At 41.6% G+C, this 14,530-nt stretch carries 15 protein-coding genes; 9 read left to right on the top strand and 6 right to left on the bottom strand.

Annotation, left to right across the window (positions count from 1 at the left end; genetic code table 11):
* Positions 1–75 precede the first annotated feature (75 nt).
* Positions 76–321, top strand: coding sequence for a hypothetical protein (locus ADI86_RS00785; protein ID WP_004238875.1), 246 nt, complete (start codon positions 76–78; stop codon positions 319–321).
* A gap of 338 nt (positions 322–659) precedes the next feature.
* On the top strand, positions 660–1,079 hold the full coding sequence (locus ADI86_RS00780) for a leucine-rich repeat domain-containing protein (protein WP_223339927.1): 420 nt from the start codon (positions 660–662) through the stop codon (positions 1,077–1,079).
* Between the two features lie 234 nt (positions 1,080–1,313).
* Here ADI86_RS00780 and ADI86_RS00775 read toward each other — a convergent pair whose 3' ends face one another.
* From ADI86_RS00775 to ADI86_RS00755, 5 genes are all read right to left on the bottom strand, one after another.
* A complete protein-coding gene (locus tag ADI86_RS00775) occupies positions 1,314–2,225 on the bottom strand; it encodes a PTS system mannose/fructose/sorbose family transporter subunit IID (protein WP_000136859.1) in 912 nt (303 codons plus the stop codon).
* Positions 2,226–2,239: 14 nt separating this feature from the next.
* On the bottom strand, positions 2,240–3,052 hold the full coding sequence (locus ADI86_RS00770; protein ID WP_001280331.1) for a PTS mannose/fructose/sorbose transporter subunit IIC: 813 nt from the start codon (positions 3,050–3,052) through the stop codon (positions 2,240–2,242).
* A gap of 75 nt (positions 3,053–3,127) precedes the next feature.
* Positions 3,128–4,117 carry a PTS sugar transporter subunit IIB gene (locus ADI86_RS00765; RefSeq protein WP_049531386.1) on the bottom strand — a complete coding sequence of 330 codons (990 nt, stop codon included), beginning with the start codon at positions 4,115–4,117 and terminating at the stop codon, positions 3,128–3,130.
* Between the two features lie 234 nt (positions 4,118–4,351).
* Positions 4,352–5,371 carry an alcohol dehydrogenase AdhP gene (adhP, locus tag ADI86_RS00760; RefSeq protein WP_000649185.1) on the bottom strand — a complete coding sequence of 340 codons (1,020 nt, stop codon included), beginning with the start codon at positions 5,369–5,371 and terminating at the stop codon, positions 4,352–4,354.
* A 224-nt stretch (positions 5,372–5,595) separates the two neighbouring features.
* Positions 5,596–6,408 (bottom strand): Cof-type HAD-IIB family hydrolase, encoded by an 813-nt coding sequence (locus ADI86_RS00755; protein ID WP_049531385.1) that lies wholly within the window; start codon positions 6,406–6,408, stop codon positions 5,596–5,598.
* Positions 6,409–6,597: 189 nt separating this feature from the next.
* On the opposite strand from ADI86_RS00755, the gene ADI86_RS00750 reads away from it, so the two are divergent.
* The 7 genes from ADI86_RS00750 to ADI86_RS00720 all read left to right on the top strand — a co-directional run bounded on the left by ADI86_RS00750 (position 6,598) and on the right by ADI86_RS00720 (position 13,966).
* Positions 6,598–8,016, top strand: coding sequence for an NCS2 family permease (locus ADI86_RS00750; RefSeq protein ID WP_049531384.1), 1,419 nt, complete (start codon positions 6,598–6,600; stop codon positions 8,014–8,016).
* Between the two features lie 57 nt (positions 8,017–8,073).
* The gene (locus tag ADI86_RS00745) at positions 8,074–8,781 is read left to right on the top strand and encodes a CPBP family intramembrane glutamic endopeptidase (protein ID WP_049531383.1); all 708 of its coding nucleotides are present in this window, start codon (positions 8,074–8,076) and stop codon (positions 8,779–8,781) included.
* A gap of 89 nt (positions 8,782–8,870) precedes the next feature.
* Positions 8,871–9,851: a dihydropteroate synthase gene (folP, locus tag ADI86_RS00740; RefSeq protein WP_049531382.1), complete on the top strand. Its 981-nt coding sequence runs from the start codon at positions 8,871–8,873 to the stop codon at positions 9,849–9,851.
* A gap of 1 nt (position 9,852) precedes the next feature.
* Complete coding sequence (locus ADI86_RS00735; RefSeq protein WP_049531381.1) at positions 9,853–11,175, top strand: bifunctional folylpolyglutamate synthase/dihydrofolate synthase; 1,323 nt, start codon at positions 9,853–9,855, stop codon at positions 11,173–11,175.
* A complete protein-coding gene (folE, locus tag ADI86_RS00730) occupies positions 11,156–11,710 on the top strand; it encodes a GTP cyclohydrolase I FolE (RefSeq protein ID WP_000380917.1) in 555 nt (184 codons plus the stop codon). The genes ADI86_RS00735 and folE overlap by 20 nt, the downstream gene beginning before the upstream one ends.
* 158 nt (positions 11,711–11,868) lie before the next feature.
* Positions 11,869–12,690: a 2-amino-4-hydroxy-6-hydroxymethyldihydropteridine diphosphokinase gene (folK, locus tag ADI86_RS00725; RefSeq protein ID WP_049531380.1), complete on the top strand. Its 822-nt coding sequence runs from the start codon at positions 11,869–11,871 to the stop codon at positions 12,688–12,690.
* Entirely contained in the window at positions 12,683–13,966 is a 1,284-nt protein-coding gene (locus tag ADI86_RS00720) for a hypothetical protein (protein WP_049531379.1), read from the top strand. The genes folK and ADI86_RS00720 overlap by 8 nt, the downstream gene beginning before the upstream one ends.
* A gap of 50 nt (positions 13,967–14,016) precedes the next feature.
* Here the strand turns inward: ADI86_RS00720 and ADI86_RS00715 are convergent, their stop codons facing one another.
* Positions 14,017–14,334 carry a DUF960 domain-containing protein gene (locus ADI86_RS00715; RefSeq protein WP_049531378.1) on the bottom strand — a complete coding sequence of 106 codons (318 nt, stop codon included), beginning with the start codon at positions 14,332–14,334 and terminating at the stop codon, positions 14,017–14,019.
* Positions 14,335–14,530 lie beyond the last annotated feature (196 nt).

Here is a 14,530-nt window from a genome sequence, read left to right as displayed (position 1 = left end):
TTTTAGTGTATACAAAAAGGCCAACATCCATTATATTAAAAGCGCTGAAACCTAAAACAAAAGAATGATGACCATATGAACAATATACTAGAAGCTACACTACAAATCAAAGATGCACACAATGAAGGTGTTACATTCCATTTCTTAGAGAATATTAAAGAAGTATTGCGTGATGAGAGTGGGAAAGTAACTGGTGTAAAGGTTATTACAATGGAACTTGGTGAATCAGATGAAAGTGGAAGAAGATCAACGCATGAAGTGGCAGGTAGTGAACATATTATTCCATGTGACCTTGTCGTTGCAGCAATTGAACAAAAGTAGACTTTAGTGTTCTAGATGAAAGGTAAAAATTTGACTTTCGGTCAACATCAGAATACAATAGAAATGAACTAATAACAGGGGATGCATATTTAGGTCCTCAATCTATCGCAACCGCAATTAAAGGCGGGTGAGAAGTTGCGACAGAAGTACATGAATCGTTTAAAGAAAACACACAAATAACTTGTGGTGCCTTTCGTTTTTTTACTGGGAAAATTAAGGAACTATAGTTATAAATCCTTAAATATATTAATATATTAACATGCGTATATTTATGGGGAGAAGGTTATGTCATCTATAGTTGTACTTCTGACGATAAGGTTGTTCGTGTACCAAAGGAAATTAAAGGTAAACCTGTTATCGCAATTGGAGAACGTGGTCTTGCGAACTTGAAACATTGTGAGGCAATCGTTTTACCAGATACAGTACGATATATTGGAAAAGGTGCGTTTACGATTGACAATAAGTTAAAGTATGTCCACTTTGGTAAGTCAATAGAAACAGTAGAAGATGATGTTTTCAACTCTGATAGTTCATTAGAATCAGTTGTATTCCCAGAAGGAACAAAGAGTATTGGAACATTAGTATTTTGGGGGACATCATCAATTAAATCTATTACAATTCCAGCAAGTGTAACAGAAATTACAGAATACTTCTATTTTGTGGATAACTGTAACCCAGATGTAGAAATCCATACACCTAAGGGATCAAAGGCAGAAGAAGTAGCTAAAGCAATGCAACTTAAAGTAGTAAATGACTAAAGGGGAATAGTATGAACAAAAAATTACTATCAGGCTTAGGGACTGACCCCAAAAAGTGAGAATTTAATAAAAACACCCTAGGGCTACCGTCTTCGGTATTCAACCGGAGACAGGTAGTCCAATTTTTGTTGGATTCTTTTTTCATTAGGTTCTTCATCAACACTATTTGACAAAGAGCCAAAAGAATCAGGTGATAAACCTGATTCTTTTTTTGTTTGTACATTCTCACCAAGATTACATGATACCGAAGAAACGAGCTGCGATACCTACTGCAAAGAGAGCAAGGATGATTGTAATTGGAGATACTTTTTTCTTAAGCAACCACATGCAAAGGAAAGTAAGGAGAAGTCCCATCAATCCTGGAATCAATGAGTTCAACTGACCTTGGAGAGTTTGTGGTTGAATCTTGTCTAAGCTCAATCCACCAAGTGCTTGACCAAGGATACCTTTCAATTCAGCACCTGATACAGGTCCTTCTGGGAAGTTGATGTAGGCACCTTCAGCCAATTGTTTACCAGGAAGGTTAACAGTGAAGTTGATCGATACCCAACGTTGTACAAGAACAGCAAGGATGAACATACCAAGGATAGAAGCTCCTTTAGTGATGTCTTTCAAGATACCACCAGACATGTCTTTAGTGATTTCAGATCCAGCTTTGTAACCAAATTCTTGTGTGTACCATAGGAAGGCCATACGGATCGCATTCCATCCGAAGAAGAAGAGAAGTGGGCCAACCAAGTTACCAGATGCAGCAAGTGATGCACCAAGAGCTCCAAGGATAGGACGAACTGTAAACCAGAATACTGGGTCACCGATACCAGCAAGAGGTCCCATCATACCGATTTTAACCCCTTGGATAGCAGCGTCGTCGATTTCAACACCGTTAGCACGTTCTTCTTCAAGTGCAAGAGTAACCCCCATGATTGGAGCAGCTACGTATGGGTGAGTGTTGAAGAACTCAAGGTGACGCTCAAGAGCAGCAGCTTGGTCTTCTTTAGTAGTGTACAATTTTTTGATAGCTGGGATCAATGAATAAGCCCAACCCAAGTTTTGCATACGCTCGTAGTTCCAAGAACCTTGAAGGAATTGTGAACGCCACCAAACTTTTTTACGATCTGATTTTGATAATTGAAGTTTTTCAGTCATGATTGTTCCCCTTTCTAGTAGTCTTCTAGGATATCACCGATTGGGTCGTTAGAAGTTGCAGCTCCTCCGCCACCGTTACCACCTTGTTTTGAAAGGTTAAGGTAGATGAAGGCAAGGGCAACACCGACTACACCAAGGGCAATCAAAGTCAATTGAGAAATGGCAGCAAAAGCAAAACCGATTGCGAAGAATGGCCATACTTCACGAGTTGCCATCATGTTGATAACCATAGCGTAACCAACGGCAACGACCATAGCACCACCGACAGCCATACCACCATTCAACCAGTCTGGCATCAATTTAAGAGCATCTTGAACGGCAGAAGCTGGGATAGCGATAAGGAAGGCAGCAGGGATAGCAATACGAAGACCTTGAAGAAGAAGTGCGATAAAGTGAGCACGTTCAACAGCTGCAATATTTCCTTCTTTAGCAGCAGCATCAGCAGTGTGAACCAAACCAACTGAGATTGTACGAACAATCATAGTTAGGAAAAGTCCAGCTACGGCAAGAGGGATAGCTGTTGCTGTTGCAACGGCGATACCTTCAGTAGTAAAGTTACCGCCTTTAATCAAGATGATTGCTGCAGCAACAGATGCAAGAGCAGCGTCAGGAGCTACGGCAGCTCCGATATTTGCCCAACCAAGGGCAATCATTTGAAGTGATCCACCAAGCATAACACCTGCTTCAAGGTTACCTGTTACAAGACCGATAAGGGTACATGCGACGATTGGTTGATGGAATTGGAATTGGTCGAGGATACCTTCAAGACCTGCAAGGAAGGCAACAACTACAACCAAGACAGCAGAAATAATTGAAATATCTGACATGGTTTTATTCCTTTTCTATTTAATTATATAAAGTGAAAAATTTTCTTATAATTCTTCGATAGTTATTGATGTCTATTATTGAACGTTAGCTTTGCTAATCAAGTCAAACAAATCTTTTTTCGTGTCGTTTGGTACTTTACGTACGTCAAATTCAACACCGAGGTCACGCATTTTTTCAAATGTAGCAACATCTTCTTTATCCATAGACAAAACGTTGTTGATCATTGTTTTACCAGTTGAGTGAGCCATTGATCCTACGTTAAGAGTCTTGATTGGCACGCCACCTTCAATTGCACGAAGGGCATCTTGAGGTGTTTCAAACAAGATAAGGGCATGTGTTTCTCCAAAACGTGGGTCTTTTGAAACCTCAATCAATTTTTGGATTGGTACAACATTGGCTCTTACTCCGTTAGGAGCTGCTTGTTTAATCAATTCTTTACGAAGATCGTCGTTGGCAACGTTATCTGAAGCAACGATGATACGGTCTGCTTTTGAATCTGGAGTCCAAGCAGTAGCAACCTGACCGTGAAGTAGACGAGTGTCTAGGCGAGCAAGGTTGATTTTGAGTTTTCCATCTCCGATGACAGTTCCTTCTGGAATAGCGGCTTGGGCAACTGGAGCAGATGCGGCGCTTGCCACTTCCTCAACTGGGTTGAGCTCTTCTGGAAGAGCCTTGATTCCATCTTTGGCTTCTTTGATAATATTCGCAGCGACTTTTTCCACACCTGCTGTAGCGTCCATGAGGCGCTCTGTGTAGGCTTGAATTAACATCGGTAAGTTAAGTCCTGTGATGATGGCAAACTTACGCTCAGGATTTTCTCCCATCACGCGACTAGCTTGGTTGAATGGAGATCCACTCCAAAGGTCAGCCAAAACTAGAACCTCATCTTCTGCGTCAAATGCAGCAACAGCGTTATTAAACTTAGCGTATAGATCATCAGGACCTTCGTTTGGCATAAAGGTTACAACCTGAACCTTTTCTTGTTCACCAAAGATCATAGATCCTGACTGATGAATACCCGCAGCAAACTCGCCGTGGCTCGCAATAATGATTCCGATACTCATTATTGTCATTCCTCCTTTTTGTTGTTTCAGTTTTCATTTAAGAAAACTTTAAGACTTTTTAAGTATAAACCGTTTTCATATAAAAAGCAACTATTTATCATAAAAAATTAAAAAGGTTTTCTTTGTAAATGTTGATATAGTAAGTTTTTGAGGAATTTTTTGAATCCCTATTTAAAAATTTAATATAAAAAAGTTGGAAGCGCATTCCAACTTTTAAAATAGGTTTCTAATAGATTAGTGGGTGAAGTCGAGTACCATACGTCCTTGGATTTGACCTTTTTCCATTTCGTCGAAAATGGCTACGGCATCTTCTATTGGACGTTTTTGAACAACTGGAACTACTAAACCTTCTGCACCGAATTGGAAGGCTTCTTCCAAGTCTTTACGAGTTCCAACGAGAGAACCGATGACTTGGATTCCATCTAGAACGGTTTTCACGATGCTGAGTTCCATCATTTCAGAAGGAAGGCCGACAGCGACAACGCGACCACCAGCACGAACTGAGTCAACAGCCTGGTTGAAGGCAACTTTAGATACAGCAGTTACGACAGCTGAATGAGCTCCACCATCAGTTTTTTCCTTGATGAGTCCAGGTACATCTTCAACTTCGAGGCCGTTAATAACAATGTCCGCACCCACTTCTTTTGCAAGGGCAAGTTTGTCATTGTTGATATCAACGGCGATGACATGAGCATTGAATACTTTTTTAGCGTATTGAACAGCTAGGTTACCAAGTCCACCAGCACCGTAAAGGACAACCCATTGGCCTGGTTCAACTTTGGCCTCTTTAATAGCTTTATAGGTTGTTACACCAGCACATGTGATAGAAGAGGCTTGGGCTGGATCAAGTCCGTCAGGAACTTTAACAGCATAGTCTGCAGTTACGATACATTGTTCAGCCATACCACCGTCTACTGAGTAGCCGGCATTTTTCACTGTACGGCAAAGGGTTTCGCGACCAGTTGTACAGTATTCGCAAGTGCCACATCCTTCAAAGAACCAAGCAACGCTGACGCGGTCGCCGACTTTAAGGCTTTTCACATCTGGGGCAATTTCTTTAACGATACCAACACCTTCGTGACCTAGGACACGTCCTGGTACTTGACCAAAGTCACCATGGGCAACGTGGAGGTCAGTGTGGCAAACACCGCAGTATTCAATTTCTACAAGTGCTTCCCCAGTTTCAAGTGGACGGAGTACTTTTTCTTCAACAGCAACACCAGTGCTTTCTGGATTTACAACAACAGCTTTCATAGCTATCCTCCTTGATATTAACTGAGAGCAGGAGAAACAGGACTGGATTGATTTTGTGTCAACAGAGTCGAGTACGACGAGCTCTCTTGTATTTATATGTGAAGTATATCACAAAAGAAAGCCTTTTCCAAGGTTTTGGAGGCAAAAAATAGAACAATCGATTAACTGGTTGATGAGACTGTGAAAAGAGCACAAAGACCAGCTCGCAAGCTGGTCAGAATGGACTATAAGAATAAGTCTTGCAGGGTTTTGGCAACCCCATCTTGGTCATTGGTCAGGGCAATTTGCTCATCTGCATAGGGGAGCAGGTCTGGATTGGCATTTTTCATGGCATAGCCCTTCCCTGCAAAAGCGAGCATTTCGGTATCATTGTGTTCATCTCCAAAAGCAATCAAATCTTTTTTGTCACGGTTCATTACCTTGAGCAAGTAGTCCAAAGCAAAGGCCTTATTGACACCTTTTGGAGTACACTCAAGGATATTGAGCGGACCTCCCCAGGTATTGATGGACAGTTGATGCTGGTAGAAGGCGTTCATTTCTTTTGCCAAGGCATATTTGTCACTGGCTCTGGTCTGTAAAAGAATACAGTTAGGATCCTTGGTTACCAACTCAGGCTGAAATTGATCTTCAGGCTGGAAAGCTTCTACACCAAATAGTTTAGGATTGGCAATTTTTTCATTAGGATTTGTAATGTAGAATTTTTTACGATATTCTCCAGCGATAAAATCGGCTTGAATGTCCTCTGAACGTCGAACCATATCTAAAAGATATTTTTTGTCTACAGTCAAACACTTTTCAAAATCCCAAACTTGGTTTGGTAAATGAGTAAGGGAGCCGTTGAAATTAATCATAGGAGTGTTTAAGCCTAGTTCACGGTAAAAATCTTTTGACATACGGTAAGGGCGACCTGTCGTAATAATAACCTGATGGCCTTTTTCAGCAACTTTTTTAATAGTTTCTTTGGTAAAGTCAGAAATCTGACTGTCCGAGTTGAGCAGGGTTCCATCCAGGTCAACTGCAATAATTTTTTTCGTCATAGGGACCTTTCTAGTGTCTTTTCAGATAAGATGTCTACTATTATAACAAAAAGCAGGCAGAAAAGCAGATTCGAAACAAAAAAAGAAATTTCATCAAATTCTTAAATAAATCAAACAAAGATATTGAAAAAGTGAATGATAAATGATATAATTCTATTATTGTTCGTAAAAATTAAAAGGAGATTGATAATGGACAAATTATTTAAACTAAAAGAGAACGGTACAGACGTTCGTACAGAGGTTCTCGCTGGTTTAACAACTTTCTTTGCAATGAGTTATATTCTCTTTGTAAACCCACAAATTCTTTCGCAAACAGGAATGCCTGCTCAGGGTGTATTCCTCGCAACGATTATCGGTGCAGTTGCTGGTACCCTGATGATGGCCTTCTATGCTAACTTACCTTATGCTCAAGCGCCAGGTATGGGTCTTAACGCCTTCTTTACATTTACAGTCGTATTTGGACTCGGTTATTCTTGGCAAGAAGCCTTGGCTATGGTCTTTATCTGTGGAATTATCTCATTGATTATTACCTTGACAAATGTTCGTAAAATGATCATTGAATCGATTCCAAACGCCCTTCGTTCAGCTATTTCAGCTGGTATCGGTGTCTTTCTTGCCTACGTGGGAATTAAGAATGCTGGGCTTTTGAAATTCTCTATCGATCCAGGAAATTATACGGTTGCAGGAGAAGGAGCTGACAAGGCTCAAGCAGCGATTACAGCAAATGCTTCAGCAGTTCCAGGATTGGTCAGCTTTAATAACCCAGCTGTTTTAGTGGCTCTTGCAGGACTTGCTATTACAATCTTCTTTGTTATTAAAGGGATTAAAGGGGGAATTATCCTTTCTATCTTGACAACAACTGTTCTTGCTATCGCAGTTGGTTTGGTTGATTTGTCAGGTATCGATTTTGCTAATAATCATGTTGGTGCGGCTTTTGAAGATTTGAAGACAATCTTTGGTGCAGCTCTTGGTTCAGAAGGTTTGGGAGCTTTGATTTCAGATACAGCTCGCTTACCTGAAACCCTTATGGCTATTCTTGCCTTCTCATTGACAGATATTTTTGACACAATTGGTACCTTGATTGGTACCGGTGAAAAGGTTGGTATCGTAGCGACAAATGGTGAAAATCACCAATCAGCTAAGTTGGACAAGGCTCTTTACTCTGACTTGATTGGTACTTCAATTGGTGCCATCGCTGGTACTTCGAACGTAACGACTTATGTTGAGTCTGCTGCTGGTATCGGTGCAGGTGGACGTACTGGTTTGACAGCCTTGGTTGTGGCTATCTGTTTCGCGATTTCAAGTTTCTTTAGCCCACTTCTCGCTATCGTACCTTCATCTGCTACAGCTCCAATCTTGATTATTGTTGGGATTATGATGCTTGGTAGCTTGAAAAATATTCATTGGGATGATATGTCTGAAGCAGTTCCTGCTTTCTTCACATCTATCTTTATGGGATTCAGCTACTCTATCACTCAAGGGATTGCAGTTGGTTTCTTGACTTACACTTTGACTAAAATTGTTAAAGGTCAAGCTAAAGATGTTCATGTAATGATTTGGATTTTGGATGCCTTGTTTATCCTGAACTACATCAGCATGGCCCTATAATAGAATTACCCAGGGGGATTTCCCCCTTTTTTTAATACAAAGTCTAGGAGATGAATGATGGAAGAGAAAAGTATGTGGAGAGAATTGTTGAATCGTGCAGGATGGATTTTGATCTTCTTGCTAGCGACAATTTTATATCAGATTCCTTTAGGGGTTACTGCTATTTTAACTTTAAATGCAGTACCACTGTTACAGTCAGGACTGATAGTTGCTGGTATTTCGATTGTAGTTCTGGCACTATTTATTATTGGAGCTCGTAAAACGCAGTTAGCAAGTTTTAATTTTTCTTTTTTTAGAGCGAAGGATTTGGCACGTTTGGGCTTGAGTTATTTAGTTATTATCGGGTCAAATATACTTGGATCTATCTTGTTACAACTGTCAAATGAGACGACAACAAGTAACCAGTCTCAGATTAACGATATGGTTCAGAATAGTTCTCTGATTTCCAGTTTCTTCTTGTTGGCCTTGCTTGCTCCAATTTGTGAGGAAATCTTGTGCCGTGGGATTGTTCCTAAAAAGATTTTCCGAGGAAAAGAGAACTTGGGATTTGTAGTAGGTACGATTGTCTTTGCTTTATTGCATCAACCAAGTAATTTACCTTCTTTATTGATTTATGGAGGTATGTCGATCGTTCTGTCTTGGACGGCTTACAAGACCCAACGTTTGGAAATGTCTATCTTACTTCACATGATTGTGAATGGGGTTGCTTTCTGTTTGTTGGCTCTTATGGTGATCATGAGTCGGACATTAGGGATTTCTGTTTAAGATTTTTGACAATTTCTTGCTTCGACTGGGAGAAAGATGAATGCAATCGTGTCCATATTTTTCTTTTTATGGTAAAATAGAGAAATAATATGATGAAAAGCCTTGAGGGAGTGACCGATATGTCAAGTAAAGCCAATCATGCAAAGACAGCTATTTGCGGAATTATCAATGTAACCCCAGACTCCTTTTCGGACGGTGGTCAATTTTTTGCGCTTGAGCAGGCACTCCAGCAGGCTCGTAAATTGATAGCAGAAGGAGCCAGTATGCTCGATATCGGCGGAGAATCGACTCGGCCTCGGCCGGGAAGTAGTTATGTTGAGATAGAAGAGGAAATCCAGCGTGTTGTTCCAGTGATTAAAGCGATTCGCAAGGAAAGTGATGTCCTCATCTCTATTGATACTTGGAAGAGTCAGGTAGCAGAGGCTGCTTTGGCTGCTGGTGCCAATCTAGTCAATGATATCACTGGTCTCATGGGTGATGAAAAAATGGCCCATGTGGTTGCTAAGGCTGGAGCGAAAGTAGTCATTATGTTTAATCCAGTCATGGCACGACCTCAGCATCCTAGCTCGCTCATCTTCCCTCATTTTGGTTTTGGTCAAGCTTTTACAGTGGAAGAGTTAGTTGACTTTGAAAAATTGCCAATCGAAGACTTGATGGAGACTTTCTTTGAACGAGCACTAGCGAGAGCAAATCAAGTTGGAATTGCACAAGAAAATATCCTGTTGGACCCAGGAATTGGCTTTGGTTTGACCAAGAAAGAAAATCTGCTTCTTTTACGGGATTTGGATAAACTATATCAGAAAGGATATCCAATCTTTCTTGGAGTGTCGCGCAAGCGATTTGTCATCAATATCCTTGAAGAAAGTGGTTTTGAAGTCAATCCTGAGACAGAACTTGGTTTCCGCAATCGAGATACGGCTTCGGCTCATGTAACTAGTATCGCTGCGAGACAGGGTGTAGAAGTGGTGCGAGTGCATGACGTAGCTAGTCACAAGATGGCGGTTGAAATTGCCTCCGCTATTCGTCTGGCTGATGAAGCGGAAAATCTAGATTTAAAACAATATAAATAAGATGAAAGAATTTGAAAATAATCAGTGGATTGCTCACTATCGGACGGATCAACCGCATTTTGGCTTGGAACGAATGTTGGAACTGTTAGCTTTGCGCGGAAATCCCCATCTCAAACTCAAGGTCATCCATATCGGAGGAACCAATGGTAAGGGCTCGACCATTGCTTTTTTGAAAAATATGCTAGAAAAGCTAGGGCTGAGAGTTGGTGTTTTTAGCTCCCCCTATCTCATTCATTATACAGACCAGATTAGCATCAATGGGGAATCTATCCCAGAAGCGAAGCTAGAAACCCTCATGGCAGACTATCAGTCTTTGCTGGAGGGAGAAGCGGCCGCTAATTTACAGGGCACAACCGAGTTTGAGATTATCACAGCCATAGCCTATGACTACTTTGCCTCAGAGCAAGTAGATGTGGCTATCATGGAAGTGGGCATGGGTGGACTCTTGGATAGTACCAATGTCTGCCAGCCTATTCTAACAGGCATCACGACTATTGGACTGGACCATGTAGCCCTACTTGGTGATACCTTGGAAGCTATAGCAGAGCAGAAAGCTGGTATTATCAAACAAGGTATTCCCCTGGTGACAGGCCGTATCGCTCCAGAAGCTTTGGCTGTGATTGACCGCATTGCGGAAGAGAAAGATGCATCGAGACTTGCCTACGGGGCAAATTATCATGTCAGTCACCAAGAGAGTGTGGTAACGGGTGAAGCATTTGACTATACCAGTTCTGTCAGACAAGGTCGCTTCCAGACTGGTCTGCTCGGTTTGCACCAGATAGAGAATGCTGGGATGGCTCTAGCTTTACTTGATACTTTTTGTCAAGAAGAGGGTCGAAAATTTCCTGAGAATACCTTGCTTGCTCAAGCCTTGGAAGAAACAGGTTGGCTGGGGCGTTTGGAAGTTGTGTCTAGAGAACCCTTGATGATTTTGGATGGGGCCCACAATCCCCATGCTATCAAGGCTTTAATAGCAAGCTTGCAAGAACGTTTTGCGGATTATCATAAGGAAATCCTCTTTACTTGTATCAAAACCAAGGCTTTGGAAGATATTTTGGATTTACTGGAGAGAATGCCAGATACTGAGCTTACCCTGACACATTTTGATGATAGTCGGGCAACTGATGAAAGCGTGCTGAAAGAGGCAGCCAAATCTAGAAATCTCAGCTACCAAAGTTGGCAGGATTTTCTAGAGCAGAAATTGATAGATAAAACAGAAGAGAAAAAAACAATTAGGATTGTCACAGGTTCCTTGTATTTCTTGAGCCAAGTGAGAGCCTATCTGATGGAGAGGAAGAATGAAAATGGATACACAAAAGATTGAAGCAGCTGTAAAAATGATTATCGAGGCTGTCGGAGAGGACGCTAACCGCGAGGGCTTGCAGGAAACACCTGCTCGTGTAGCCCGTATGTACCAAGAGATTTTTTCAGGTCTTGGTCAAACAGCGGAGGAACATTTGTCAAAATCCTTTGAGATTATCGATGATAACATGGTGGTAGAAAAGGATATCTTTTTCCATACCATGTGTGAGCACCATTTCTTGCCATTTTATGGTAGAGCGCATATTGCCTATATTCCAGATGGCCGTGTAGCAGGTTTGTCTAAGCTAGCCCGTACGGTTGAAGTTTATTCTAAAAAGCCGCAAATTCAAGAACGGTTGAATATCGAAGTGGCCGATGCCTTGATGGAGTATCTAGGTGCTAAAGGAGCCTTTGTTGTCATTGAAGCAGAACATATGTGTATGAGCATGCGTGGTGTCAGAAAACCGGGCACTGCCACCTTGACGACAGTAGCTCGTGGTCTATTTGAAACAGATAAGGACCTTCGAGATCAGGCTTATCGTTTAATGGGGCTGTAATACTCTTCGAAAATCAAATTCAAACCACGTCAGCTTCCATCTGCAACCTCAAAACAGTGTTTTGAGTAGCCTGCGGCTAGCTTCCTAGTTTGCACTTTGATTTTCATTGAGTATAAAAAGAATCCGCTTGAAGCGGATTTTTCTAGAAAGGAATCATTATGGATCAACTGCAGATTAAGGATTTGGAAATTTTTGCCTACCATGGTCTGTTCCCTAGTGAGAAAGAATTGGGGCAGAAGTTTGTCGTTTCAGCCAACCTATCCTATGATATGACCAAGGCAGCGACAGACTTGGATTTAACAGCCTCTGTCCATTATGGAGAATTGTGTCAGCAGTGGACGACTTGGTTTCAGGAAACCACTGAGGACTTGATTGAAACGGTAGCTTACAAATTGGTAGAACGTACTTTTGAGACCTATTCTCTTGTCCAAGAAATCAAGCTGGAACTGAAAAAACCTTGGGCGCCAGTGCATTTGCCATTAGATACTTGCTCGGTAACCATTCATCGTCGCAAGCAACGGGCCTTTATCGCCCTAGGAAGCAATATGGGGGATAAGCAAGCGAACTTGGAACAAGCCATTGACAAACTGCGAGCTCGTGGCATCCATATTCTTAAAGAGTCCAGTGTCTTAACGACGGAGCCTTGGGGCGGAGTGGAGCAGGATAGCTTTGCTAATCAAGTGGTTGAGGTGGAAACCTGGTTACCAGCACCGGTCTTGTTAGAAAGTTTGTTAGCCATTGAGTCAGAGATGGGACGGGTGAGAGAAGTGCATTGGGGACCTCGTTTGATTGATTTGGACTTGCTCTTTGTGGAGGACCAGATTCTTTATACAGACGACCTCATCTTGCCTCATCCTTACATAGCGGAACGCCTTTTTGTCCTTGAGTCCTTACAGGAAATTGCGCCTCATTTTATCCATCCGACATTAAAACAACCAATTCGCTACTTAGTTGACCAGTTCGAGCAAGGAAATGCCTAAACTTTCCGATACCTATAGCAAGTGGAAGAGCATTGGGGATGGACTGCTTGCGATTACTTTAGGGCTTCTCCTGATTTGTTTTGGACAAGTTATTCCGCGGATGGGGTACCAGTTGCTGATGGGCTACTTTTCCGTGTCAGCAGTTTGGCACTTGTTGACTCGCTGGTTTCAGGATAAAAAACGCCGGGAAAATATCTTTGTAACTCTGGCCAAGCTGGTGGTCGCGGCTCTCGTGTTTGACTCTATCATCTTGCAAGACCTTACCCTCTATCTCTTAGTCTTTGTCATTGCGAGCTACCAGCTGTTTACGGGTGGCATTAGTCTTGTGACCTGGTCTCTCTATCGAAAAAATGCTATTCATCCTCGGCTTCACCATCTCTTCGATGCTGTATGGATGATAGGATTCGGTCTTTATAGCATCTCTCCTTTTCACGATGCAGCGAATTTTGAATTGCTCTTGCTTGGGTTTTACTTGCTCATGCTAGGAGTCAGTAGCCTCCGGGACGGTTTCTTTTTTGAAAGTATAGAAAACAATCCCAAGCTGAAACGACGAATGCGAATGACCTTGCCGATCTTTGTGACAGCCCTGATTCCTATCAGTACCTTGCGAAAACTAAATGAGTGGCTGGCAAATCATAAAAGCCAAGAAGGGGAAGTTCATTCGGAAAGAAAAAACGACCAGACGGTTGATCTGGAAATTTTTATCCATACCTCAGAAACCTCCTTCTTCCTCGCCATGGGACATGTGGATATTTGTTATCAAGGGCAGGTTATTTCCTATGGTTCGTATGATCCTCACTCGGAGCGTTTATTCGGCATGGTTGGAGACGGTGTTTTGTTTAAGGCTAATCGGGAAAAATACATTGAGCTTTGTAAGAGGGAAAGTCAGAAGACTTTGTTTGCTTATGGTCTGAGTTTGACAGCCCAACAGAAAGCAGCTATCCAAGCTCGCCTAGCAGAGATAGAAGATCTGTTAATTCCTTGGGAACCAAGCTCTCAGTTGATGAAAAGAAGAGAGGGAGAGGTCAAACATACCTACTCCTACCAACTGAAACAGGAAGCGGATGCGACGCTTTATAAATTTAGCTCATCCGAGTTTAAGACCTACTTTGTTCTCAGTACCAATTGTGTCTTGCTGGCAGACTCTATCGTGGGAAAAGCTGGGACTGATATATTGAGTCCACAAGGTTTCATTGTGCCAGGGACTTATCAGGATTACCTTGATTTAGAGTATACAAAACCCAACGGTCTAGTTGTCAGTCGATCCATTTATTAGAAAAAGAAAACTCTAGTTCCTCAGCAGTTTGCGCCGAGAAGCTAGAGTTTTTAAAATAGGTCATTTTCTTCTGGGAGGAGGATAGTTTCTCTACCATCCATGTCTAAGACTAGTACTCTTGGCGGATAAAGAGGGTCAAAAGGATGGTTAAAGTCAAAATCAATGGTTGTAGGGAGGTGTTGACTTGAAAAGTGGAAGGTAATTTTTCCTTGGTTATTGAGTAATTGAAACTCGAGTTCTTCCTCCAATTCAAAGACATTTTTTAAGAAATGGTCGATGATATACCAAAAAGAGTCAATAACATCATCAGGCAAGCTGGTAACAATGCCAAAACTAGCAGACCGCATCTGGGTATTGGTAAAAGCCATATTTCTGCCCCCTTTCTTTTCCCTTATCATACAGCAAATAGGATTAAAAATCAAGAAAATGCGATTTTTTCTTCATAAACATAGTTTTCTATGAAATTTTTTGATAACTTCTAAAACTAACTTCCAGTTTCCCACAACCTAGCTTTTAGTATGAGAAAAACGCGTGAAATCAGTGGAAATCCGTCTTATATAGTCG

It is taken from the genome of Streptococcus pseudopneumoniae, assembly GCF_001074975.1.
GTDB lineage: Bacteria > Bacillota > Bacilli > Lactobacillales > Streptococcaceae > Streptococcus > Streptococcus pseudopneumoniae_D.
The sequence above is the reverse complement of the archived record's forward strand: the minus strand, read 5'-3'. Positions and strand labels throughout refer to the sequence as shown.

Bases quoted from the DNA above. Each gene is read 5' to 3' on its own strand.
- ADI86_RS00785 (WP_004238875.1), top strand. From the start codon at position 76: ATGAACAATATACTAGAAGCTACACTACAAATCAAAGATGCACACAAT.
- ADI86_RS00775 (WP_000136859.1), bottom strand. From the start codon at position 2,225: ATGACTGAAAAACTTCAATTATCAAAATCAGATCGTAAAAAAGTTTGG.
- ADI86_RS00770 (WP_001280331.1), bottom strand. From the start codon at position 3,052: ATGTCAGATATTTCAATTATTTCTGCTGTCTTGGTTGTAGTTGTTGCC.
- ADI86_RS00765 (WP_049531386.1), bottom strand. From the start codon at position 4,117: ATGAGTATCGGAATCATTATTGCGAGCCACGGCGAGTTTGCTGCGGGT.
- adhP (WP_000649185.1), bottom strand. From the start codon at position 5,371: ATGAAAGCTGTTGTTGTAAATCCAGAAAGCACTGGTGTTGCTGTTGAA.
- ADI86_RS00755 (WP_049531385.1), bottom strand. From the start codon at position 6,408: ATGACGAAAAAAATTATTGCAGTTGACCTGGATGGAACCCTGCTCAAC.
- ADI86_RS00750 (WP_049531384.1), top strand. From the start codon at position 6,598: ATGGACAAATTATTTAAACTAAAAGAGAACGGTACAGACGTTCGTACA.
- ADI86_RS00745 (WP_049531383.1), top strand. From the start codon at position 8,074: ATGGAAGAGAAAAGTATGTGGAGAGAATTGTTGAATCGTGCAGGATGG.
- folP (WP_049531382.1), top strand. From the start codon at position 8,871: ATGATGAAAAGCCTTGAGGGAGTGACCGATATGTCAAGTAAAGCCAAT.
- ADI86_RS00735 (WP_049531381.1), top strand. From the start codon at position 9,853: ATGAAAGAATTTGAAAATAATCAGTGGATTGCTCACTATCGGACGGAT.
- folE (WP_000380917.1), top strand. From the start codon at position 11,156: ATGGATACACAAAAGATTGAAGCAGCTGTAAAAATGATTATCGAGGCT.
- folK (WP_049531380.1), top strand. From the start codon at position 11,869: ATGGATCAACTGCAGATTAAGGATTTGGAAATTTTTGCCTACCATGGT.
- ADI86_RS00720 (WP_049531379.1), top strand. From the start codon at position 12,683: ATGCCTAAACTTTCCGATACCTATAGCAAGTGGAAGAGCATTGGGGAT.
- ADI86_RS00715 (WP_049531378.1), bottom strand. From the start codon at position 14,334: ATGGCTTTTACCAATACCCAGATGCGGTCTGCTAGTTTTGGCATTGTT.